20 protein-coding genes are annotated in these 21525 nt (G+C 69.4%); 11 read left to right on the top strand and 9 right to left on the bottom strand.

All coding sequences use genetic code 11. From position 1 onward, the window contains the following. The first annotated feature begins 39 nt into the window (after positions 1-39). Genes ASD43_RS05300 through ASD43_RS05285 form a run of 4 tightly spaced genes read left to right on the top strand, consistent with a single transcriptional unit; the run spans position 40 to position 3435 of the window. Entirely contained in the window at positions 40-1002 is a 963-nt protein-coding gene (locus ASD43_RS05300) for an ABC transporter permease (protein ID WP_056414516.1), read from the top strand. Next, positions 999-1859, top strand: a complete 861-nt coding sequence (locus tag ASD43_RS05295) for an ABC transporter permease (RefSeq protein WP_056414513.1) — start codon at positions 999-1001, stop codon at positions 1857-1859. Before ASD43_RS05300 ends, ASD43_RS05295 begins: the two co-directional genes overlap by 4 nt. Continuing rightward, complete coding sequence (locus ASD43_RS05290) at positions 1856-2665, top strand: ATP-binding cassette domain-containing protein (RefSeq protein ID WP_056414510.1); 810 nt, start codon at positions 1856-1858, stop codon at positions 2663-2665. The genes ASD43_RS05295 and ASD43_RS05290 overlap by 4 nt, the downstream gene beginning before the upstream one ends. Beyond that, positions 2662-3435: an ABC transporter ATP-binding protein gene (locus tag ASD43_RS05285; RefSeq protein ID WP_056414507.1), complete on the top strand. Its 774-nt coding sequence runs from the start codon at positions 2662-2664 to the stop codon at positions 3433-3435. Before ASD43_RS05290 ends, ASD43_RS05285 begins: the two co-directional genes overlap by 4 nt. A gap of 3 nt (positions 3436-3438) precedes the next feature. Here ASD43_RS05285 and ASD43_RS05280 read toward each other — a convergent pair whose 3' ends face one another. The 4 genes from ASD43_RS05280 to ASD43_RS05265 form a co-directional block, all read right to left on the bottom strand. After that, on the bottom strand, positions 3439-4098 hold the full coding sequence (locus tag ASD43_RS05280; protein WP_056414504.1) for a GntR family transcriptional regulator: 660 nt from the start codon (positions 4096-4098) through the stop codon (positions 3439-3441). An 83-nt stretch (positions 4099-4181) separates the two neighbouring features. Beyond that, positions 4182-4583, bottom strand: a complete 402-nt coding sequence (locus ASD43_RS05275) for a DUF779 domain-containing protein (protein ID WP_056414500.1) — start codon at positions 4581-4583, stop codon at positions 4182-4184. Positions 4584-4768: 185 nt separating this feature from the next. After that, entirely contained in the window at positions 4769-6334 is a 1566-nt protein-coding gene (exaC, locus tag ASD43_RS05270) for an acetaldehyde dehydrogenase ExaC (RefSeq protein WP_056414498.1), read from the bottom strand. Between the two features lie 106 nt (positions 6335-6440). Next, positions 6441-7766: a helix-turn-helix domain-containing protein gene (locus ASD43_RS05265; RefSeq protein WP_056414495.1), complete on the bottom strand. Its 1326-nt coding sequence runs from the start codon at positions 7764-7766 to the stop codon at positions 6441-6443. 159 nt (positions 7767-7925) lie between these two features. On the opposite strand from ASD43_RS05265, the gene ASD43_RS05260 reads away from it, so the two are divergent. Together ASD43_RS05260 and ASD43_RS05255 are read left to right on the top strand one after the other, a co-directional pair. Further along, positions 7926-8282 carry a PadR family transcriptional regulator gene (locus tag ASD43_RS05260; RefSeq protein WP_056414491.1) on the top strand — a complete coding sequence of 119 codons (357 nt, stop codon included), beginning with the start codon at positions 7926-7928 and terminating at the stop codon, positions 8280-8282. Beyond that, entirely contained in the window at positions 8279-9337 is a 1059-nt protein-coding gene (locus tag ASD43_RS05255; RefSeq protein WP_056414486.1) for a hypothetical protein, read from the top strand. Before ASD43_RS05260 ends, ASD43_RS05255 begins: the two co-directional genes overlap by 4 nt. A gap of 123 nt (positions 9338-9460) precedes the next feature. On the opposite strand, the gene ASD43_RS05250 is transcribed toward ASD43_RS05255, so the two are convergent. Together ASD43_RS05250 and ASD43_RS05245 are read right to left on the bottom strand one after the other, a co-directional pair. Continuing rightward, entirely contained in the window at positions 9461-10888 is a 1428-nt protein-coding gene (locus ASD43_RS05250; protein ID WP_056414481.1) for a CCA tRNA nucleotidyltransferase, read from the bottom strand. Between the two features lie 54 nt (positions 10889-10942). Beyond that, on the bottom strand, positions 10943-11236 hold the full coding sequence (locus ASD43_RS05245; RefSeq protein ID WP_056414477.1) for a hypothetical protein: 294 nt from the start codon (positions 11234-11236) through the stop codon (positions 10943-10945). Between the two features lie 57 nt (positions 11237-11293). On the opposite strand from ASD43_RS05245, the gene ASD43_RS05240 reads away from it, so the two are divergent. After that, entirely contained in the window at positions 11294-13042 is a 1749-nt protein-coding gene (locus tag ASD43_RS05240; protein WP_056414474.1) for an alkaline phosphatase family protein, read from the top strand. Positions 13043-13094: 52 nt separating this feature from the next. Here the strand turns inward: ASD43_RS05240 and ASD43_RS05235 are convergent, their stop codons facing one another. After that, positions 13095-13388 carry a hypothetical protein gene (locus ASD43_RS05235; RefSeq protein ID WP_149421945.1) on the bottom strand — a complete coding sequence of 98 codons (294 nt, stop codon included), beginning with the start codon at positions 13386-13388 and terminating at the stop codon, positions 13095-13097. 32 nt (positions 13389-13420) lie between these two features. On the opposite strand from ASD43_RS05235, the gene ASD43_RS05230 reads away from it, so the two are divergent. Next, positions 13421-13894, top strand: a complete 474-nt coding sequence (locus tag ASD43_RS05230; RefSeq protein ID WP_056414468.1) for an ASCH domain-containing protein — start codon at positions 13421-13423, stop codon at positions 13892-13894. Here the strand turns inward: ASD43_RS05230 and ASD43_RS05225 are convergent. Both ASD43_RS05225 and ASD43_RS05220 read right to left on the bottom strand, forming a co-directional pair. Beyond that, positions 13891-14946, bottom strand: a complete 1056-nt coding sequence (locus tag ASD43_RS05225) for an LLM class flavin-dependent oxidoreductase (protein WP_056414467.1) — start codon at positions 14944-14946, stop codon at positions 13891-13893. The genes ASD43_RS05230 and ASD43_RS05225 overlap by 4 nt on opposite strands. A 36-nt stretch (positions 14947-14982) precedes the next feature. Beyond that, positions 14983-16518 (bottom strand): class I SAM-dependent methyltransferase, encoded by a 1536-nt coding sequence (locus ASD43_RS05220; protein ID WP_157550829.1) that lies wholly within the window; start codon positions 16516-16518, stop codon positions 14983-14985. Between the two features lie 99 nt (positions 16519-16617). Between ASD43_RS05220 and ASD43_RS05215 the strand changes: the two genes are divergently transcribed. The 3 genes from ASD43_RS05215 (at position 16618) to trxB (ending at position 21473) form a co-directional block, all read left to right on the top strand. Next, positions 16618-18804 (top strand): DUF6049 family protein, encoded by a 2187-nt coding sequence (locus tag ASD43_RS05215; RefSeq protein ID WP_056414464.1) that lies wholly within the window; start codon positions 16618-16620, stop codon positions 18802-18804. Next, positions 18797-20410 carry a murein biosynthesis integral membrane protein MurJ gene (gene murJ / locus ASD43_RS05210; RefSeq protein ID WP_056414460.1) on the top strand — a complete coding sequence of 538 codons (1614 nt, stop codon included), beginning with the start codon at positions 18797-18799 and terminating at the stop codon, positions 20408-20410. Before ASD43_RS05215 ends, murJ begins: the two co-directional genes overlap by 8 nt. 88 nt (positions 20411-20498) lie before the next feature. Beyond that, positions 20499-21473, top strand: a complete 975-nt coding sequence (trxB, locus tag ASD43_RS05205; protein WP_056419139.1) for a thioredoxin-disulfide reductase — start codon at positions 20499-20501, stop codon at positions 21471-21473. Positions 21474-21525 lie beyond the last annotated feature (52 nt).

Genomic DNA, 21525 nt, shown 5'->3' with positions numbered 1-21525 from the left:
CGGGTCGGCATCCCCTCCGCACCGTCGTCCTGAGAAGCCATGCTCGCCTACCTGCTCCGTCGCCTCGCCTTCCTGGTGGTGTCGCTCATCGTCGCGATGATCGCCATCTTCGTGCTGCTGCGGCTGCTGCCCGGCGACCCGGCGAACGCCCTGCTCTCGGTCGATGCGACCCCCGAGCAGATCGCCGCGGCGCGGGCGCAGGTCGGCTCCGACCAGCCCGTGCTGCAGCAGTTCGCGACCTGGGCGGGACAGCTGCTGCGTCTGGATCTCGGAGAGTCGTTCCTCAGCTCCCGCCCGGTCGGCCCCGACATCGCGGCACGTCTCGCCGTGACCGTCCCGCTCACCCTCATCGCGTTCGCGGTCGCTCTTCTCGTCTCCCTCGTCATCGGCATCGTCGCGGCCGTGAAGTCCGACCGCTGGTACGGCCTCGTTCTCTCGGGGTTCGCGCAGCTGGGAGTCGCCGTGCCCGTGTTCTGGGTCGGGGTCGTCCTGGTCTGGATCTTCGCGCTCGGTCTCGGTGTCCTGCCCTCCGGAGGGTTCCCCCGCGACGACTGGAAGGATCCCGGCGACGCGCTGCGCTCGCTCACTCTCCCGGTGATCACCATCGTGATCGTCATGAGCGCGTCGCTCAGCCGCTACGTCCGCTCGGCGACGCTCGACGTGCTCGGCAGCGACTACCTCCGCACCGCCCGCGCCGGCGGATCCGCCATGTCCGAGGCGCTGCTGCGCCACGGTGTGCGCAACGGCGCCGTGCCCGTCGTCGCGATCCTCGGCATCGAGCTGTCGACGACGCTGCTCGGAGCGGTGGTCGTCGAGAGCGTGTTCACCCTCCCCGGTCTCGGGAGCCTGCTGCTCTCGGCCATCCAGCAACACGACTTCCAGGTCATCCAGGGCGTACTGGTTGTGAGCACGCTCTTCGTGCTGCTGGTCGGGTTCGCCGCCGACATCGTGCAGCGTCTGATCGATCCGCGTCTGCGCACGAGCGTCTCGGGCAATCGATGAGCGGCGTCGTCGAACAGCTGGTCACCGACTCCGTCGCCGTGCGGAGGCGGCCGAAGGCGACCCTGATCCTGGGCCTCGTCCTCACCGGGACGATCGTGCTCATCGCCCTGGTGTCGCTGTTCTGGTTGCCCTACCCGCTCGCCGACACCAGCGGCAGCCGCCTCGAGGGGCCCAGCGGTCTGCACCTGCTCGGTACCGACCGCCTCGGTCGCGACCTGCTGTCGCAGCTCATGTGGGGCGCCAGGATCGCGCTCATCGTCGGCGCCTGCGCGGTCGCGATCGCCGCTGTGCTCGGCACGATCATCGGCCTTCTCGCCGCGTTCTCTCGTCCGTGGGTCGACGACACCCTCTCGGCCGGGCTCGACGTCGTGATCGCATTCCCGGTGCTGCTGCTGGCGATGCTGGTCGTCGCGATCCAGGGCGCCTCGCTGTGGTCGGCGGTGCTGGCGATCGGCCTGGCGATGTCCGCCGTGGTGGCGCGCCTCACCCGCATCCTCGCTCGGCGGGTGTTGCAGGAGCAGTACGTCACCGCCGCACGCACCAGTGGCACGGGCGTGCTCGGAATCGTCTTCCAGCACGTCCTCCCCAACATCGCCCCGACCCTCGCCGTCAGCCTCGCCCTGCAGTTCGGCGCGGCCGTGCTCGCGGAGGCGAGCCTGTCGTACCTCGGACTCGGCGCCCCTCCCCCCAACGCCTCGTGGGGGCGGATGCTGCAGGAGGCCCAGGGCACCGTGCTCACCGCGCCCGTCGGAGCCATCGCCCCCGGCATCGCGATCATCGCGCTCGTGCTCGGAGTGAACTTCCTCGCCGACGGTCTGCGTGACCTCGCCGACCCGACCCGCCGGAGGAGCCGATGAGCATTCTCGACGTCTCCGCCCTCACCGTGAGATCCGGCTCGGCAGCACCGGTGCGCGATGTCTCATTCTCGGTCGCACCCGGCGAGAGGCTGGGCCTGATCGGGGAGTCGGGGTCGGGCAAATCGCTCACCTCGCTCGCCGTGACCGGTCTGCTCCCCGAGGCGCTGAGGTCGTCGGGGTCGGTCCTGCTCGGCGGGCACCAGGTCGTCGGCGCTCCGGATGCCGACCTGCGCCGCCTGCGCGGTCCGGTCGTGCAGATCGTGTTCCAAGAGCCGCTCACCGCGCTCGACCCGCTGATGCGCGTCGGACGGCAGCTCGCCGAGCCGCTGCGGCGCCACCTGGGCCTGCGCGGCGCGGAGCTGAAGAGCGCCGTCGCCGCCGCACTCGACGAGGTCGCACTGCCCGATCCCCGTATCGCCCGCGCGTACCCGCACGAGCTCTCGGGCGGTCAACGTCAGCGCGTCGCGATCGCGATCGCCCTCGCCGCCAGGCCGCAGCTGCTCATCGCGGATGAGCCGACGACCGCGCTCGATGTGACGGTGCAGGATGCCGTGCTGAGCCTGCTCGAGCGCCTCGTCGCCGAGCGGGGCATGGCGCTGCTGTTCATCAGCCACGACCTCGCCGTCGTGTCACGGATGGTCGACCGCATCGTCGTGCTGCGCGACGGCCTCGTCGTCGAGGCGGGCACGGTCTCGCAGGTGCTGCAGGAGCCGGCAGAGCCGTACACGCGGATGCTGGTCGACAGCGCCCGTGCGCTCGATGCGTTCCTCGACGACCCCATCGGCGAGCGGGAGGCCGGAGCATGAGCCTTCTCGAACTGCGGGGGGCCGGCTTCGCCTACGGTTCCCGACGGGTGCTCGACGACGTCTCGCTGCACCTCGACGAGGGAGATTCCCTCGGTCTCGTCGGCGAGTCCGGCGCGGGCAAGTCGACGATCCTCCGTCTGCTGCTCGGGCTGTCGGCACCCCGCGACGGACAGGTGCTGTTCGAGGGCGAGCCCCTGAACTCCGGGTCGCTGAGCCTGTCGGCGCGCCGCGCGCAGATGCGCCGCTTCCGCACGGCCGTGCAGCCGGTGTTCCAGGATCCGTACTCCTCGCTCGACCCCCGGCAGCGCATCGACCGCATCATCGGCGAGCCCCTCCGCTCGCTGGGCCTCGCATCGGGCGCCGACGCGCAGCGCCGCATCGCCGAGGCTCTCGAGTCGGTCGGCCTGCCCGCCGACACCGCCCGCCGCTATCCGCACGAGTTCTCCGGCGGTCAGCGTCAGCGCATCGCGATCGCGCGGGCCGTGGTCTCGCGTCCCCGGGTGCTGCTCGCGGACGAGCCGGTCAGCGCCCTCGACGTGACGACGCGGGTGCAGGTGCTGGAGCTGCTCGACCGGCTGCGTCGTGAGAACGGGCTGTCGCTCGTGATGGTGTCGCACGACCTCAGCGCGATCGCCTCGGCCTGCGACCGCACGGTCGTGCTGCAGCACGGTCGTGTGGTGGAGCAGGGCTCGACGTCCGCAGTCCTGCACTCCCCGAGCGACCCGTACACCCGGGCGCTGGTGGCGGCGGTCCCCCGCCTGCCGCGCTGAGCGTCAATCCGCGGCGCGGGCGATGCCGATGCTGCCGATCCCGTGCAGTGCGCGCGCCAGTCGCTCGGCCTCGACGTGGTCGCCGTCGAGGATCGCGCGACCGAGGTCCGCGTATGCGCGCGTGACCTCGCCGAGGTTCTCTACGGACGGCACCAGATCACGCAGGGTGCGTTCGAAGACGTACTCCATGTCGATCATGTGGGCGTGCCGGAGCTCGTTGCCCGCACGCTCCGAGAAGTAGGCGTACAGGTCTCGCCGGGCCTTCGAGGCCCGAGCGGGCTCGTCCAGCGCATCCACCACGGCGCGCACCAGCGCCTCGGCCTCGATCCGCTCGTCAGGACTGCATCGCGGAAGTCCGGCGTGCACGGCGACACCGGCCTCGTAGCCCGCGTAGGAGAGAGCCTCTCGGATCGACTGCTCGGTGACGACGGTGACGACGGTGCGCCTGCTCGGCATGATCTGCACGAGGCCTAGCCTGTCCAGCCGCTGCAAGGCCTCCCGCACCGGCATGCGCGAGACCTGGAAGTGCCGGGCGATGCTCTCGTCGTTGATCCGCTCCCCCTCGGCGAGTTCGCCCGAGACGATCGCCCCGGCCAGCACGTGAAAGAGCTGCTCCCCCAGGGGGCGCCCCGCGACGAGCTTCGCGACCGAGAATGTGTCCACGGGGCACATCATCCTCCCTCCGCCTTTGCGCACTCTCCACGACACGGCCCCGCCATGCGCTCACGGCGTCGATCCCGGGGCCGTCAGGTCGATGACGACGTGAGCCCGAAGTACTCGAGCTCTGCGTCATTCAACATTCGCGAACGGATCAGGAACCGCATCCCCGTCGGCCCCTCGACGCTGAATCCGGCTCCTCGCCCCGGAACGACGTCAATCGTGAGATGCGTGTACTTCCAGTACTCGAACTGGGACTCCGACATGAAGACCTCCACCGGTGCGTCGAGGCCGACGTCGAGCGCGCCGAGGAGCACATCGCTCGGCCCGGTGAGGAACATCCCCACCGGTAAGCACATGGGCGACGAGCCGTCGCAGCATCCGCCCGACTGGTGGAACATCAGGGGGCCATGCTGCACCGTCAGGTCGCGGACGAGGGATGCCGCGGCATCCGTCACGTCCACACGCTGGTAGCTGCCTATCTTCACCATGGTCCTGTCCCGTCCTTCGTCTCGCTTCGCTCGCTCAGGAGGCGGCCGCCCCGCTCCGCCCCCGCCCCGCCCCCTGAGCGAGGAGCGCAGCGACGAGACGAAGGGCGGCCGCCTCGCCTCGCCCCGCCCGCCGCCCCGCCCCCTGAGCGAGGAGCGCAGCGACGAGACGAAGGGCGCCGCCGAGCTCAGAAGAACCCCATCGGGCCTTCTGCGTACGAGACCAGGAGGTTCTTGGTCTGCTGGTAGTGGTCGAGCATCATCTTGTGGTTCTCGCGCCCGACGCCCGACTGCTTGTATCCGCCGAACGCGGCGTGCGCGGGGTACTGGTGGTACGTGTTCGTCCAGACCCGGCCGGCCTCGATCGCACGCCCCGCGCGGTAGGCGGTGTCGCCGCTGCGACTCCACACGCCGGCTCCCAGCCCGTAGAGGGTGTCGTTCGCGATCGAGATCCCCTCGTCGAAGTCCTCGAACGAGGTGACCGAGAGCACGGGCCCGAAGATCTCCTCCTGGAAGATGCGCATGTCGTTCGTGCCCTCGAAGACGGTCGGTGCGACATAGAAGCCCTCGCTGAGGTCGCCGCCGAGATCGACGCGATCACCGCCGATCAGCAGCTTCGCACCGCCCTTCGTGCCGATGTCGATGTAGCTGAGGATCTTCTCGAGCTGGTCGTTGGATGCCTGCGCTCCGATCATCGTGGCCGGGTCCAGCGGATTCCCCTGCACGACCTTCTTCACCCGCTCGAGGCCGTCGGCGAGGAACCCGTCGTAGATCGAGCGCTGGATGAGAGCGCGCGACGGACACGTGCACACCTCGCCCTGGTTCAGCGCGAACATCGTGAAGCCCTCGAGAGCCTTGTCGTAGAAAGGGTCGGCGGTGTCACGCGCGACGTCCTCGAAGAACACGTTGGGGCTCTTGCCCCCGAGCTCCAGCGTCACGGGAATGAGGTTCTGCGAGGCGTACTGCATGATCAGACGCCCGGTCGTGGTCTCTCCGGTGAAGGCGACCTTGCGGATGCGCTTGTGCTGGGCGAGCGGTGCGCCCGCCTCGATCCCGAAGCCGTTGACGATGTTGACGACGCCGGCCGGAAGAAGGTCGCCGATGATGTCGAACAGGAAGAGCAGGGATGCCGGCGTCTGCTCGGCCGGCTTGATGACCACGCAGTTGCCCGCGGCGAGCGCCGGCGCGAGCTTCCACACGGCCATGAGGATCGGGAAGTTCCAGGGGATGATCTGGCCCACCACGCCGAGCGGCTCGTGGAAGTGGTACGCCACGGTGTTCTCGTCGAGCTGGCTGATGCCGCCCTCCTGAGCGCGCAGGACGCCGGCGAAGTAGCGAAAGTGATCGACGGCGAGCGGGATGTCGGCGGCCAGTGTCTCCCGCACCGGCTTGCCGTTCTCCCACGTCTCGGCGACCGCGATCTCCTCGAGGTGCTGCTCGATGCGGTCGGCGATCCGGTTGAGGATCACCGAGCGCTCGGCCGGGCTCGTCTTCCCCCAGCTCGCGAAGGCCTTCCAGGCGACGTCCACGGCGCGGTCGATGTCCTCGACGGTTCCTCGGCCCACCTCCGTGAAGGTCTTGCCGTTCACCGGACTCACGTTCTCGAAGAACTGTCCCTTGACCGGGTCGACGAACTCTCCGCCGATGTAGTGCCCGTAGCGCGGACGATAGCTCGCGACGGCTCCGGGCTGGCCGGGGGCGGCATACGCGGTGGATGCCGGGGCAGTGGTGACGTCTTCTTCGACGATGGTCATCGGTGACTCCTTCGACGGGCCGCGCGTCGGTGCTGCGGCTGATGACTCGAAGGTAGGTCGACCGACGTTGCACCCCGATGCGCAACGTTGCACCGGGTTGCGGGCGTCAGCGCTCCTCGAGGCGCTCGATGCGCGCGACGAGTCCTCCCCGTCTGGGCGACCGGGCCGGGAGCATCTCGAGGGCGAGGCGCAGAGCTGCGGCATCCGCCTGCCCTTCGGGGATGTCGGCGTAGGCGAGCAGCACGTCGAGGCTCGCCTCTGACAGCATGGCCTCGCGCAACGCGGCTCTGACCGTCTCGCGGACCTCCTCGACTCCCGGCGAGGTCGACTCCGGCAACACGGGTCCGCGGTAGGCGGTGAGCGCCACACGGTGCGCGCCGCGGTCGAGCAGCGAAAGCACGTCCTGCGCATCGGTCTCGAGGGCCACCCGCAGCCGGTACGGCCGAGAATCCGGCACCAGGCCGGGGGCATGCTTCTCGAGCACCTTGCGCAGGCGGACCATCTCGGGGCGCAGGGTGTCGGCGGAGGCACCGGGGCCGTAGACCAGCTCGCTCAGCCGTTCGGCCGACAGTCCCTGACGGTGCATGGCGAGCATCAGCAGGATCTCGGCGTGCCGGGCGCTGAGATCAATCACCGATTCCTCGAGCTCGGTCTCGGTCTCGAGCCGCGCCTTGTCTCGACCCAGGACGTGCAGGGTGGCGCGTCTGGTGGGCTTGGCGCGTGATGCGATCATGGTCGGCCGCGGGGTGTTGGCGCGTGCCCGCAGGCGGGCCACCATGAGCTCGGACTCGACCGCGCGAGCGGTGGCATCGACGAGCATCCGCGCCTGTGGTGAGATCACATCGTCACCGCCGGTGATGTCGATCACCCCCAGCACCCGCTGCGTCTCGGGGTCGCGCACCGGTGCCGCGGAACAGGACCACGGACGCACGAGCCGGTTGTAGTGCTCGGCGCCGCGGATCTGCACCGAGTGTCCGAGCTCCAGCGCTGTGCCGGGGGCCGAGGTGCCGACGGCATCCTCCGCCCAGTTCGCCCCGGCGACGAAACCCATGGCCTCGGTCAGGGTTCGCAGCTCGCGATCGCCCTCGATCCACAGCAGGCGACCGGCCTGGTCGCCGACCGCGATGACGACGCCGGTGTCCTCCGCACACCCGGGAAGCAGCAGGGCGCGGATCATGTCCATCGCAGAGGCGAGCGGATGCGCGAGCCGGTATGCCTCGAGCTCCTCGGTCTCGAGTTCTATCCCCGGCATGCTCTCGGGCCCCACGCGTCCCCGCCAGGATCGGACCCACGACTCCCTCACCAGCGGGCGCACCTGCTGCAGTCGGTGGTCGTCGAGATTGCCGGCGATCAGCTCCTCATGCGCACGCTCGACCAGCAGACGAGAGGTCTCGAGCGGACCCTCACGTGACGTCTCCCACCGGGCCACCATGGCATCTCCGATCGTCGTCGGCGGAGCTTTTCCTCAGTGTAGGAGCCGGATGTCGTGCGCGGAAGGAGCGATATTCCGGCGCCATGGATACGTGACCGGGTGCGCCTTGCGCACTACTGTGCAGTGCGTGGTAGCGTGCACTGCAGTGAAGGAGGTCCGATGGACACCACTCAGCTCCTCAAGGGAGTGCTCGACGTCGCCGTGCTCGCGGTGCTGCGCACCGAGGACGGCTACGGCTACGACATCGTGCGCAGACTGCGCGACGCCGGCCTCGGCGATGTCGGCGATGCGTCGGTCTACGGCACACTGCGTCGCCTCTATGCCGCGGGGAGCCTCGCGAGCTACGTCGTCCCCTCCGAAGGCGGGCCCCATCGCAAGTACTACGCGATCAACCCCCAGGGCCGCGCGGCTCTCGACACCCAGACCGTCACCTGGCTGGACTTCGCGGGCGCGATGTCCGCCCTCCTCACCGCCGACTCAGGCACCGGGCCATCCACGATCGGAGAGAACCGATGAACGACACCGCCGTCACGATCGACGAGCAGATCCGGGCGTTCGCCTCGGCCGTGCGCGCGCATCTCGATGACCTCCCCGCCGACGAACTCGACGAGATCATGAGCGGACTCGCCGCCGACCTCGCCGACCAGGCCGCCGACAACGACGACGTCCTGGAACTGGGCGATCCCGCGGCCTACGCCGAGGAGCTGCGGTCGGCCGCAGGGCTCCCCCCGCGGTCGGAGGACGGTCAGCGAATCCGGATGCGGGAACGCGTGGGCGCCTGGCGCAGCGGATTCGTCGACGGCATCCGCCGCACCCCTTTCGGCGCGTGGCTGGTCGATCTGCTGCTCGCGCTGCGCCCCGTGTGGTGGGTGCTGCGCGGATACGGGGTGTACGTGGTCGCTCTCCACCTGATGTTGCTCGATCGTGGCCGCCTCGACCACTGGATGGTTCCCGACTCCCCGCTGGAGTGGGCCGCGCTGACAGTGCTGGTCGTCGTCAGCGCGCAGTGGGGCCGTGGTCTCTGGCTACCCACGAACCCCCTCAGGCACATTCGAACGGTTGCGAGCATCGTCGCCGTGATCGCTCTCCCATTCGCGCTGGGTGCCGTACTCTCGCCGCAGATCGAATATGTGGGTGACGAGTATCTGCCGCAAGGTCTGCGGCTCGACGGCGTACAGATCAACAACATCTTCGCGTACGACGAGGACGGCAACCCGATCGAACGCGTCCAGCTCTTCACCGGTAAAGGAACCCCGCTCAATCTGTACGGAGAGAACGGCGGACAAGTCCTCTTCTCCGAAAATGAGGGCGAGACTGAGGTCGGAGTCCAGGACGACGGAACGCGCGTGACCATCCCGGCCGAGGACTACCGCGGCAGGTCGGTGTGGAACATCTACCCTCTCGACGAGACCGACCTCGACGTCGTCTCCTATGAGCCGAACCTGTCGACGGTCGAACGCCCGGCGCCGCCGTTCCAGAAAGCACCGAGCATCGACGCGACGAACCCGACGGCCCCGCCGACTCCCGACCTCAATGCGACGCCGCAGCCGACCGAGTCCCCCGTTCCCTGAGACCGGATCATGACCGAGCGGATCATCTCGATCGACATCTCCCACCTCGTGCGGGAGGCACTGGGCCTCACGGCCGAGACCGAGGAACCGGAGGAGTGAGGGCCTTCTCCTGAGCGATCGGGCTCAGGCCCGCGCGGCCCACCACTCGCGGAGGCGCTGTTCGGCGGCATCCGCACCGATCACGCCTTCGTCGAGTCGCACCTCGAGCAGGAACCGGTAGGCCTCGCCGACCTCGCGGCCGGGCGCGATCCCCAGGATGCTCTGGATCCGGTTGCCGTCGAGCTCGGGGCGGATGGAGTCCAGCTCCTCCTGCTCGCGCAGCGCGGCGATACGAGACTCGATGTCGTCGTAGGCCGAGGCGAGGCGTCCGGCCTTGCGCTTGTTGCGGGTGGTGACGTCGGCGCGGGTGAGGATGTGCAGGCGCTCGAGCTCGTCTCCGGCGTCGCGCACATAGCGGCGCACGGCGGCATCCGTCCATGCGCCTTCGGCGTATCCGAAGAAGCGGAGGTGCAGCTCGATGAGCGTGGCGACGCTCGTCGTGGTCGCGGTGTCGAAGCGCAGCGACTGCAGTCGCTTGCGGGCCATGCGCGAGCCGACGACGTCGTGGTGATGGAAGGTGACCGCGCCGCCGTCTTCGAGCTTGCGCGTGCGCGGCTTGCCGATGTCGTGCAGCAGCGCGGCGATCCGCAGGGGCACGTCGGGGGCCGAGCCCGGGTGGCGCGACCGTTCGAGCGCGATCGCCTGGCTGAGCACCGTCAGCGAGTGCTCGTAGACGTCCTTGTGGTGATGGTGCTCATCGACCTCGAGGCGCAGCGCGCTCACCTCGGGCAGGAACTCCTCGATCAGGCCGGTGTCGACGAGCACACGGATGCCGCGCACGGGGTCGTCCGTCTGCATCAGCCGCACGAGCTCCGACTGGATGCGCTCGGGGCTCACGATCCCGAGGGTCGTGCGCAGCTGCGTGATGGCCTCGTCCGTGCCGTCGTCGATCCGGAATCCGAGCTGTGCGCTGAATCGTGCAGCCCGCAGCATGCGCAGCGGGTCGTCGCCGAACGAGATCTGGGGATCGGCGGGCGTGCGCAGGACGCCGCCGACGAGGTCCTCGACTCCCCCGGTCGGGTCGACGAGCTTCACCTCGGGCACGAGCAGCGCCATGGCGTTAACGGTGAAGTCACGGCGGTGCAGGTCGGCGTCGATCGTGTCGCCGAACTCGACGGTCGGCTTGCGCGTCACCCCGTCGTAGCTGTCGGCGCGGTACGTGGTGACCTCGACCTGCTCGCCCTGCACCCGCGCGCCGATGGTGCCGAATGCACGGCCGATGTCCCACTGGGCGGTCGAGATCGGCGTGACGATGCGCAGGATGTCGTCGGGCCGTGCGTTCGTGGTGAAGTCGAGATCGTGCGTGGGGCGACCGAGCAGTGCATCGCGCACGGGGCCGCCAACGACGGCGAGATCGTAGCCCGCAGCCGAGAACGCCTCTGCGAGGGTGCGGACGACCGGATTCTCGGCGAGCGCACCGAGACGGGCGAGGCCGTCAGCCATGTTGAGCATGGGTTCCAGCGTACCGGGGAGCGCGCACCGCGCGTCGGCGCGAAGGGTCAGCGGTCAGAACAGCGGGTTGTCGCCTCGTGCCTGCGCGACGGCGCGTGCGCGCGCCTGGATGAGGCGCAGCAGGAGGGCGCTCAGCAGGAAGCCGCCGATAAGGGCCACGGCGAGCAGGAACCACACCCCGACCTGCGGGTCGATGAGCTCGAAGCCGTAGATGGCGACGGCCAGGAGCAGCAGCACCGGCCCCTCGATCAGCGCGAACGTGAGGAACAGCCGCGTCTGGCGTCGGGTGAAGTCGGTGTGGACCGCCTGGACGCGCGCCGCGATGGAGGTCTCGTCTGCAGAGGTCATGCCCCCACCGTAGCCAACACGATGCGCGCGACGCGGCCCGAGCCTAGGATCGGCTCCATGACTGCAGACGAGCCGCAGGGCACGAAGGACCCGTCACGGCGCGGATTCCTCAAGATGGGCGGGGCGGCCCTCGCCGGTGCCGTGATCGGCGGGGCCGGCGGGGCAGCCATCGGCGCCGGCGTCGCCGCCGGAGACCGGCGTGGTTTCGCGGCGGATCCCGATCCGTTCGCCGCGCTCACCCCCCGCAGCGAGCCGGGCTTCGACCACCTCGTCGTAGTCATGGGCGAGAACCGCTCCTTCGACAACCTGCTCGGCTACCTCTACTCGACCGAGAACCTGCCCGCGAGCGAGCGGTTCGAGGGGCTCGCGTTCGGCACGCACAGCAACACGGCCCGTGACGGCACGGTCGTCGACGCGCATGTGTACACGGGCGACACCGACCGGATCATGAGCCTGCCCGACCCGGATCCCGGCGAGGAGTACCCGCACGTCAACACGCAGATCTTCGGCACCGTCGACCCGCCGGGCAACGCCGACCTGTTCGTCGACCAGATGACCGCCCCGTTCAACGCCCCGACGCATGGCGAGAAGGCCACGATGTCGGGGTTCCTCGAGGACTACATCATCAACTTCCGTCGGCTGCGCAAGGGCGCCGACCCCGCCCCGCAGGAGGCGGCGCACATCATGGGCTCCTTCTCGCCCGAGATGCTCCCGGTGCTCTCGACGCTCGCGGCGGAGTTCGCGGTGTTCGATCACTGGTTCGCCGGAGTGCCGTCGCAGACCTTCTGCAACCGGTCGTTCTTCCACGCCTCCACATCGCACGGATTCGTCACCAACCAGGCGGGCGGCGGGTACCGCAAATGGATCGACGCACCCGCGGCGCCGACAGTCTTCAATCGCCTCGAAGACGAGAAGGTCAGCTGGAAGATCTACATCGACAAGCTGCAGCTGGTGTCCTTCACGGGGATGCTGCACGCGGCGGTGCTCGAGAAGTACTGGCGCACCGAGCACTTCGGCACCATGGAGGACTTCTACGACGACGCGAAGAACGGCACGCTTCCCGCATACGCGTTCATCGAACCGCGCATGGTCTACGACCACAACGACTTCCATCCGCCGTTCGGAGCCCCACGCGAGAGCGAGGCCGACGGCGAGCCCGTCTACGACAGCGCGATCTCTGACGTGCGCGCGGGCGACCGGCTCATCCACGACATCTACGAGGCGGTGCGCACAAGCGCCTCCCCGAAGGGGTCGAACGCGGTCAACACCCTGCTGCTCATCACGTTCGACGAGCACGGCGGATGCTACGACCACGTGCCACCTCCGGCCGCGACAAAACCGACGCCCGACACCGGGCCCGGCGAGATGGGCTTCACCTTCGACCGCCTCGGATGCCGTGTGCCGGCCATCGCGGTGTCGGCGTACACGAGGCGCGGCACCATCGTGCACGAGGAGATGCACCACGGTTCGGTCACCGCGACCCTGTCGCGCCTGCATGGCCTGACGCCTCTCAACGACAGGGATCAGTCGGCGAACACGCTCTTCGAGGTCGTGAATCTCGACAAGCCGCGGCATCCCGCCGACTGGCCGATCACCACGCCCGCCTACACGCCGCCGAACCCCGAGGCGCGGGAGCCGACACCGGGTGACCCCTCCGAGCTGAAACCGCTGACTCCTCCCGCCCGCGGGCTGCTCGGTCTGCTCATCGCGAAGTACGGCGCGTCCGGTGAGCCCGAGCCCGAGACGTTCGCCGATGCCTACCGGCTGCTGCACGAGCACGGCGAGGAGCTCTTCGGACCCGCCTGACCCCACGGGCGACGACGGTGCTGCGCGCGAGGCCTGCAGGTCGACCTCCGCCTCAGAGGTACCCCGTCGCCGGATCCACCGCCGCAAGGAAGTCGCGGATCTCTGCCACGTGCCGGTCGCGGCTGCGCGGCGACGACCCACCGCCGACCGTGAAGCCGTACCCCGGGTTGGGCCCGGACACCCAGTCGTAGTGATGTGCGCCGTCGTCGCTCCCGCGGATCGCGAACGTCTCGCCGTCGACCTCGAGTGTCCCGAGGTCGGTGTAGGTGCGTGCGTCGTAGAGCCGCATATCGGCGGGAAGGGGAGAGTAGTCCCACTCCTCTTCCGGTCCGCGCTCGCTCGTCATGACTGCACCCTAGCGACGAATAGGCTGACCGGATGAACGACCCCCTCGACATCGACGAGTTCTGGCGAGAGTGCCGCGCCGCCGTGCCGGCGCTGCCTGAGGCCGTCCCCGACGCCTGGGCGTTCGGGGCGACCCCGGCGCAGGCCGACGATCTCCTGGCCCTCGTGCTCGACGGCACGAAGACCGCGACGGCATCCTCCCTCTGGGACTACGAGTACGCGCACGACCCCGTTCCCGAACCCGGCCTGCTGAACATCGTTCTCGACGGACGCGGAGCACCGCGTGCTCTCGTGGAGACCGCATCCGTCGACGTCATCCCCTTCGGCGACGTCTCCGAGGCCCACGCCTTCGCCGAAGGAGAGGGCGACCGGAGTCTGGCGCACTGGCGCGAGACGCATGAGCGGTTCTGGCGTGCGCACTCGGAGGATCCGCGCGGCTTCCACCCGTCCATGCCGGTCGTGTGCGAGCGGCTCAGGGTGATCCACACCACGAACGGATCGCGCTAGATCGCGTCTCCCTGCACCGGGCCCTCCGTGTTGGGCTTCCACCCGAGTGCGGGAGCGACATGCGTCGCGAACGCCTCGAGAACATGCAGGTTGTACTCCGGCCCGAGCTGGTTCGGGATGGTCAGCAGCAGGGTGTCCGCCGACATCACCGCCTCGTCGGCGAGGAGCTGCCGGATCAGCACATCCGGCTCCGCCGCGTGGGTCTTGCCGAAGGTCGACCGGAACCCGTCGATGATGCCGATCTGGTCGGCGTTCTCCTCGCTGCGCAGACCGAAGTAGGCCCGATCCATGTCGGAGACCAGCGGGAAGACGCTGCGGCTGACCGAGACGCGCGGAGCGCCGGTGTGACCGGCCTCCTTGTAGGCGGCGCGGAAGAGATCGATCTGCTCGCGCTGGAGCTGGTGGAACGGCACGCCGGTCGCCTCGGTGAGAAGCGTCGAGCTCATCATGTTGAGGCCCTTGCGTCCGGTCTCCTCGGCCGTGGCACGCGATCCCGATCCCCACCAGATGTGGTCGCGCAGCGTCGGCGACTGCGGTTCGATCGCCAGGTAGCGTCCGGCGCCGACCATGCGGGGATCTCCCGGGGCGAGGCCTTCACCGTCGATGGCCCGCAGGAAGAGGTCGAACTTCTCGCGTGCGATCACGCTGCCGCGCTCGGGGTCCTCTTCATCGTGGAAACCGAAGGTCTCGTACCCGCGCAGTGCGGTCTCGGGTGACCCACGGCTCACGCCGAGCGCGATGCGCCCGTCGGCGATGAGATCGAGGGCGGCCGCCTCCTCGGCGAACTGGAACGGGTTCTCGTAGCGCATGTCGATCACGCCCGTGCCCACCTCGATGCGCTTCGTGCGCGCGGCCATGGCCGACAGCAGCGGCATCGGCGAGGCGGCCTGGCGGGCCCAGTGGTGCACACGGACCGATGCGCCGTTGACGCCGATCTCGTCAGCACCCTCCGCGATCTCGATGGTCTGCTTCAGCATGTCGCCGGCCGTGCGGGTCGCTGAACCCGGCACATCGGCGTAATGCCCGAAAGAGAGGAATCCGAAAGCCTTCATGGTGTATTCGAACGCATGGATGTCGGCGGGTATTCCCTACCGAACACCCGCCACGAGAAGGCCGTCGAGGATGAGCTGCCGGATGCGCGGTTCGAGGTCTGCCCAGAGGTCGGCGAGCGGCACCTCGAACAGGTCGGCGAGCGCCGCGACGATCTGCATGACCGTGAGGTCGCCGTCGCACGCGCCCACGAACGCGGCGAGCGCAGGATCCACCGTGAGGGTCCGGGCGAAGCCCCCTCCCTGGCGCAGCTCGATGATGCTGGGGTCGTCGTTGCCCGGCAGCAGGTGGCGGGCTTCGGTGACGTCCGCCGCGGTCAGCAGCATCGGCGGGACGCCCCCTGCCAGCAGGTCGTGTGCGGCGAGGCCGTCGCGCAGCGCGCTCCCGACGTTCGACACCGGCTGCGGCAGACGCTCGAGCCTGCGCAGCGGAGCACCGGCGTGCGCAGGACGTCGGATCAGGATGTACCCGAAGCCGACCGCGGTCACCCCGCGTGCGGCGAAGTCGTCGAGCCAGGCGCGCAGCAGCGGGGTGAAGGCGGCATCCCGTGGCGTCGTTCCGCCGTCGCGGATCCAGAGCTCGGCGTACGCGAGAGGGGTCAGCTCCTCACGCTGCACGACCCACAGGTCGAGCTCGCCGGGAACCCAGGACGAGACGCGATCGAGTCCCGCTCGACCGGTCAGCGACCGCTGCCCTCCGCGAGACTCCCAGTTGCCGAGCAGCTGCGCCGACCCGCCGGGCGTGAGGTGCTGCGGAGCGGTGGCGATGAACTGCTCCACCAGAGCGTCGCCGACGAGGCCGCCGTCACGGTACTCGTACTCCGGCACACCCTCGGCGCGAGGGGTGATGACGAACGGCGGGTTCGACACGATCAGGTCGAAGGTCTCTCCGGCGACCGGCTCGAACATGCTGCCGAGGCGGAACTCGATGGTCGACACGCCGTTCAGCTGCGCGTTCAGCTCCGCGAAGGCGAGAGCCCTCGCCGAGATGTCGGTGGCGACGACCGAGCGGGCGTGCCGGGCGACCAGGAGGGCCTGGATGCCGCATCCGGTGCCGAGGTCGAGCGCGCGGTCGACCTCGACCGGCATCACGATCTCGGCGAGCGTGCGGGAGGCCCCGCCGACGCCGAGCACATGGTCGGCGGGGAGGGCGCCGTCCAGCGCCGTCTCGTCGAGATCGCTGGCGATCCACCATTCGCCGAAGCCGTCGGCGTCGACGAAGGACTGCGGCCGCAGCAGGGCGGTCGGGATCACGGATGCCGCGTCCACGCGCGCCAGCCCGAGAGCCACCAGGCCCTCCACTCCGAGGGTCGGCAGGGCCGTGGCCACTGCCGTGAGGGGCTGCGGCATTCCCAGCACGAGCAGGCGTCCGAGGGTCGCGAGCGGTCCGTCATCGTGCGCGATCGCGCGCAGGATCGGCTCCCTCATGCCGCGAGCGAGCGCGTCGTCCTCTTCTTCTCCCCACAGTCGGCGCAGCGGCTCGGAGCGCAGGTCGGCGGCGTCGAGGTCGGCCGCGAGCGCGGTGCTGCGGATCGGATCTGGCACGGGGAACGGGGTGTCGGACACGGCCGTCACTCTACGCGTCTTCAGGGTTCTCCTCGCGCGTGCCACCTAGAATCACAAGGTCAGCACTCACGAGCAGCCTGAGATCCCCGGCGTTCGAGGAAGACTTCCATGACCGCGACCACCCCCGAGAACGGCCACCGCACGCGCCTGCAGCGCGTCGCGTGCGGATCCGTCATCTCGGCGATCGCTCTCGGCCTGTGTGCGACGGGAACGGGGAGCGCGGTCGCCGCGACCGATTCCGACGCGGACGACGCACCCGCGATCGAGCTGATCCTCTCTGCGGGCGTGCGTGGCGCGATCGCCCCCGGCAGCGGCACCACCGCCTCGCTGACCGTGCAGAACGACGAGTCGTCATCGCTCTCCGCGGGTCGCGTCACCGTCGAGATCAACCGCACCGCTCTGTCGAGCCCCACCGCAGTGACCTCCTGGCTCGACGACGCCGAGGTCACGGGCGATTTCGACGAGCTCGGCACCGACGCGACGGGAACAGTGGACGCCGAGTCGGCAGCGACCACGAACATCGCCGTTCCCCCCGAAGCGCTGGCCGACCTCGCGCCGGGCGTCTACCCGCTGCGCGCCACGCTCAGCGGCGCGCAGACGCAGGGGCAGAACGACTCGGATGCCGTGACGTCGACCTCTGTGCTGGTGGTCACCGCGACGCCGAATCCTCCGATCGCGGTGATCGTGCCGATCACGGCCACCCCCGCCCGCGGCGCCCTCCTGACGTCGGAGGAGCTGACGGTGCTCACCGCACCCGACGGTGCGCTCACCGCGGCGATCGACGGGGTCAGAGGCACAGGCGCCATCCTCGCGATCGACCCCGCGATCACCGCCGCCGTCAACGTGCTCGGCTCGTCGGCGCCGCAGAGCGCCCGGGACTGGCTGCGCCAGCTCGACGAACTGCCCAATGACCGCTTCGCCCTGCAGTTCGGCGACGCGGATGCGACGACCCAGGCGCAGGCCGGGCTCACCGCGCTGCTGCAGCCGACCTCGCTCCTGCCGTTCGTGACCCCGAGCGACTTCGCCACCCCTGCGGGCGCGACGCCCTCCGACGCCCCGACGCCCTCGCCCTCGTCGTCGGGCACGCCCAGCCCGTCGCCCGGCAGCCCGAGCATCCCCAGCGATGCCGATCTGCGTGCGGTCGACGGAGCGACCGCGGGCGTGCTGTGGCCGCGCAGCGACGTCACCGCGACCGATCTCGACGCCTTCGCCGGCTACGTCGGAGACGGTGGCGTCACGATCCTCTCCTCCGCCAGTCTCGGCGGCGCTGCCGGAGCTCGAGCCACCGCAGGCACCAGCGACATCCTCGTCTCGGACACCGCCGCGTCTGACGCCCTCTCCGAGGCCGCGAGCGAGAACGATGCCGCGTCCCGCCAGCGACTGCTCTCCGAGGCCACCGCGCAGGTGTACCTCTCGGCGCTCCCCAACCCCGCCACGCCCCTCCTCGTGGGGCTCGATCGCGACGACACCCGCTCGGCCGACGCCCTGCGCGAGGCGATCGCCGCCGTCGACTCCCCCGGTTTCGGGCTCACCGAGGTCCTCGCGACGCCCAGCGTCCCCGTCTCTCTCGTGGCGGAACCGGACACCTCGCGTGGCGCCGCCCTGCAGCGGATGCTCGCCGACGAGGTCGTCCTCGACGATTTCGCCTCGATCCTCGACGATCGGCAGCTGCTGCTGAGCCCCAAGCGCATCCAGATCCTCCGTGCGACCGCCGTGGGCCTGACCGCGAAGAAGTTCGACGAAGCGACCGCCGCGGTGCACATCGCGACGACCGCCACGCTCGACGCCGTGGACATCCCGCCGTCCAGCACCATCCAGCTGCTCACGGCCAACGCCGATCTGCCGTTCTCGGTGCGCAACGATCTGCCGTGGCCGGTGAACGTGATGCTCTCGGTGCGTCCGAGCGATCCGCGTCTCGACGTGCAGAAGGTCACGGCGGCGACCATCCAGCCCAATTCGAACGGCAGAGTGAAGGTGCCCGTATCGGCGCGAGTGGGCAGCGGTGAGGTCACGCTGACCCTTGAACTGTCGAGCCCGACGGGCGTGCAGATCAGCCAGCCCGAGCGGGTCCGCGTCTCGGTGCGGGCCGAATGGGAGACCATCGGCCTCGCCCTGTTCGGCGGGCTGATCGTGCTTCTGCTCAGCGTCGGCGTGATCCGCACGGTGCGCCGCCGTCGTCGCGAGAGCGACGCAGAGGCGGGCGTCGAGGCGGATGCCGCCGCCGGTTCCCACGGGACCGACGAGACCGTCGACGCGAGCGAGACCGTCGACACCGTCGAGGAGCGCGATGAGTAGCCTCGGCCGTGCCAGCGCCGTGATCGCCGCCGGCACGATGGTGTCGCGAGTGACCGGTCTTCTGCGCAGCATCGTCCTGGTCGGGGTGCTGGGTTCGATCTCGCAGGCGGCCGACGCGTTCACGGTGGCCAACCAGCTCCCCAACAGCGTCTTCCAGCTGATCTCGGTCGGCGTGCTGACCGCAGTCATCGTCCCGCAGATCGTCAAGGCCACTGCGAAGCCCGACGGCGGCGGGCCGTTCATCTCCAAGATGTTCACCCTCGGCGTCGTGGTGCTGCTCGTCTGCACCGCGATCGCCATGATCGCCGCCCCGGGCCTGGTGTGGCTCGCCACATCCGAGAAGCAGCAGGAGCTGCGCGCGCTGGCCATCGCCTTCGCCTACTGGTGTCTGCCGCAGATCCTCTTCTACGGCGTCTACGCACTCCTCGGTGAGACTCTGAACGCCCGCCGCGTCTTCGGTCCCTTCACCTGGGCACCTGTCATCAACAACATCGTGTCGATCGCCGGCTTCCTCGCCCTCGGCGCCGTGTTCCACGAGGTGCCCCGGAGCGCCGCGTCCTGGACCCCCCAGATGGTCGCGATACTCGGAGGCACAGCGACGCTCGGCATCGCTCTCCAGGCCCTCGTGCTCCTGGTGTTCTGGCGACGTACGGGACTGTCCCTCCGTCCCGACTTCCACTGGCGTGGCGCGGGTCTCGGCACGGTGGGTCGGCTCGCCGGGTGGACGATGCTGATGGCGCTCGCAGGGATCGCCGCCGGCTTCTTCCAGAGCAGTGTCGCCACCACCGCCTCCGGTGCCGGGGCGTCCTCCACCGTCCTGGCGAACGCCTGGCTGGTCTTCATGCTCCCGTACTCGGTCATCGTGCTGTCCATCGGCACCCCGTACTTCACGCAGATCAGCGAGCATGCGGCGGCCGGCCGCCACGACGAGGTTCGCGCCGACATCACCCGCAGCATCCGCACTCTGGTGTTCTTCATCATGGCGGCCATCGCCGCGGTCGCCGCCGCCACCTTCCCGGCGTCTCGCGTCTTCTCGAGCAATCTGAACGAGGCCTTCGGCGCCGCACCGGTGCTCGTCGCCTATCTCATCGGCCTGCTCCCGCTCACGGTGCTCTTCATCGTCCAGAGGACGTTCTACGCCTACGACGACACGCGTACCCCGTTCTGGTTCACGATCTTCCAGTGCGCCCTCGTCGTCGGCACCGCGCTGCTGGCCTCGCTGCTCTACTCTCTTGACGTGATCCCCGTGACGCTGCTCGCCGCCGGGGTCGCACTCGGGCAGTCGATCGCGAGCACACTGCAGACGGTGATCGCCATCTGGCTGCTGCACCGCAAGATCGGCGGTCTGCAGATCGGGTCGTGGATGAGCGCGATCGGCCGGTTCGCGGTCGCCGCCGTGCCCGCAGGGCTGGCCGGATGGGGAGTCTTCCTGCTGCTCGGCGGCACCGAAGGCTGGACCATGAGCGGCCAGCTCCTCGGCGCGATCGGCACCTGCATCATCGGTGCCGTGGTCGTGGTCGTCTACATCGGCATCCTGGCGCTCATGCGCGCCCCGGAGCTCACGGTCGCGGGCTCGATGCTGCGCCGCTTCCTGCCCGGCCGCTGACCGCCCACGCGCGGGAATGTCGCGCGGTTACCATTGGTTGAAGCAGTCGAACGTCTTTCGGCGTCTCAGCATCTACGACGGAGAGCACATGCGTCAGGTCATCATCATCGGTTCCGGTCCCGCCGGATTCACCGCCGCCATCTACGCGGCGCGCGCGAACCTCAAGCCGCTGCTCATCGCGAGCACCGTCGAGGTCGGCGGAGAGCTGATGAACACCACCGAGGTCGAGAACTACCCGGGCTTCCCCGAGGGGATCCAGGGCCCCGAGCTCATGGCCAAGTTCCAGGAGCAGGCCGAGAAGTTCGGCACCGAGGTCGTCTACGACGACGTCACCGAACTCGACCTCGACGGCACCGTCAAGAAGGTCACGCTCGGCAGCGGAACGGTGCACGAGGCCCAGACGCTCATCTACGCGACCGGCTCGGCGTACCGCAAGCTCGGCATCGAGGGCGAAGAGCGTCTGTCCGGATACGGCGTCTCGTGGTGCGCCACGTGCGACGGGTTCTTCTTCCGTGAGAAGACGATCGCCGTGGTCGGCGGCGGAGACTCGGCGATGGAGGAGGCGACGTTCCTCACCCGCTTCGCCGACAAGGTCTACGTCATCCACCGCAAGGACACGCTGCGGGCATCGAAGATCATGCAGGAGCGCGCCTTCGCGAACGAGAAGATCGAGTTCGTCTGGAACAGCGAGGTCGCCGAGATCCTCGGCGGTGACTCCGTCTCGGGAGTGCAGCTGCGCAACACGGTCGACGGCACACTCAGCGATCTGGCCCTCGACGGTCTGTTCATCGCGATCGGCAACGACCCGCGCACCCACCTCGTGCACGACAAGCTCGAGCTGACCGCCGAGGGGACCATCTGGGTCGACGGCCGCTCGTCGAAGACCTCGGTTCCCGGGGTGTTCGCCGCCGGCGACGTGATCGACCCGACCTACCGTCAGGCGATCACCGCTGCCGGGTCGGGCACGGTCGCCGCTCTCGACGCCGAGCACTTCCTCGCCGATCTCGAAGACGCCTCCGTGGAGGTCCCGGCCGCGGAAGCCGCCGAGATCCTCACGGCCTGAGCGGTCGGGAACAGTTTCACGACGCCTGCTGTTGTAGTAGGCGAACCTCGAA

The organism is Microbacterium sp. Root553, from assembly GCF_001426995.1.
Taxonomy (GTDB): Bacteria; Actinomycetota; Actinomycetes; order Actinomycetales; family Microbacteriaceae; genus Microbacterium.
This window is presented reverse-complemented; position numbering and strand designations above follow the sequence as displayed.

Bases quoted from the DNA above. Each gene is read 5' to 3' on its own strand.
- ASD43_RS05215 (WP_056414464.1), top strand. From the start codon at position 16,618: ATGACCGCGACCACCCCCGAGAACGGCCACCGCACGCGCCTGCAGCGC.
- ASD43_RS05300 (WP_056414516.1), top strand. From the start codon at position 40: ATGCTCGCCTACCTGCTCCGTCGCCTCGCCTTCCTGGTGGTGTCGCTC.
- trxB (WP_056419139.1), top strand. From the start codon at position 20,499: ATGCGTCAGGTCATCATCATCGGTTCCGGTCCCGCCGGATTCACCGCC.
- ASD43_RS05240 (WP_056414474.1), top strand. From the start codon at position 11,294: ATGACTGCAGACGAGCCGCAGGGCACGAAGGACCCGTCACGGCGCGGA.
- ASD43_RS05225 (WP_056414467.1), bottom strand. From the start codon at position 14,946: ATGAAGGCTTTCGGATTCCTCTCTTTCGGGCATTACGCCGATGTGCCG.
- ASD43_RS05245 (WP_056414477.1), bottom strand. From the start codon at position 11,236: ATGACCTCTGCAGACGAGACCTCCATCGCGGCGCGCGTCCAGGCGGTC.
- exaC (WP_056414498.1), bottom strand. From the start codon at position 6,334: ATGACCATCGTCGAAGAAGACGTCACCACTGCCCCGGCATCCACCGCG.
- ASD43_RS05235 (WP_149421945.1), bottom strand. From the start codon at position 13,388: ATGACGAGCGAGCGCGGACCGGAAGAGGAGTGGGACTACTCTCCCCTT.
- ASD43_RS05265 (WP_056414495.1), bottom strand. From the start codon at position 7,766: ATGGTGGCCCGGTGGGAGACGTCACGTGAGGGTCCGCTCGAGACCTCT.
- ASD43_RS05275 (WP_056414500.1), bottom strand. From the start codon at position 4,583: ATGGTGAAGATAGGCAGCTACCAGCGTGTGGACGTGACGGATGCCGCG.
- ASD43_RS05290 (WP_056414510.1), top strand. From the start codon at position 1,856: ATGAGCATTCTCGACGTCTCCGCCCTCACCGTGAGATCCGGCTCGGCA.
- murJ (WP_056414460.1), top strand. From the start codon at position 18,797: ATGAGTAGCCTCGGCCGTGCCAGCGCCGTGATCGCCGCCGGCACGATG.
- ASD43_RS05230 (WP_056414468.1), top strand. From the start codon at position 13,421: ATGAACGACCCCCTCGACATCGACGAGTTCTGGCGAGAGTGCCGCGCC.
- ASD43_RS05260 (WP_056414491.1), top strand. From the start codon at position 7,926: ATGGACACCACTCAGCTCCTCAAGGGAGTGCTCGACGTCGCCGTGCTC.
- ASD43_RS05295 (WP_056414513.1), top strand. From the start codon at position 999: ATGAGCGGCGTCGTCGAACAGCTGGTCACCGACTCCGTCGCCGTGCGG.
- ASD43_RS05255 (WP_056414486.1), top strand. From the start codon at position 8,279: ATGAACGACACCGCCGTCACGATCGACGAGCAGATCCGGGCGTTCGCC.
- ASD43_RS05285 (WP_056414507.1), top strand. From the start codon at position 2,662: ATGAGCCTTCTCGAACTGCGGGGGGCCGGCTTCGCCTACGGTTCCCGA.
- ASD43_RS05250 (WP_056414481.1), bottom strand. From the start codon at position 10,888: ATGCTCAACATGGCTGACGGCCTCGCCCGTCTCGGTGCGCTCGCCGAG.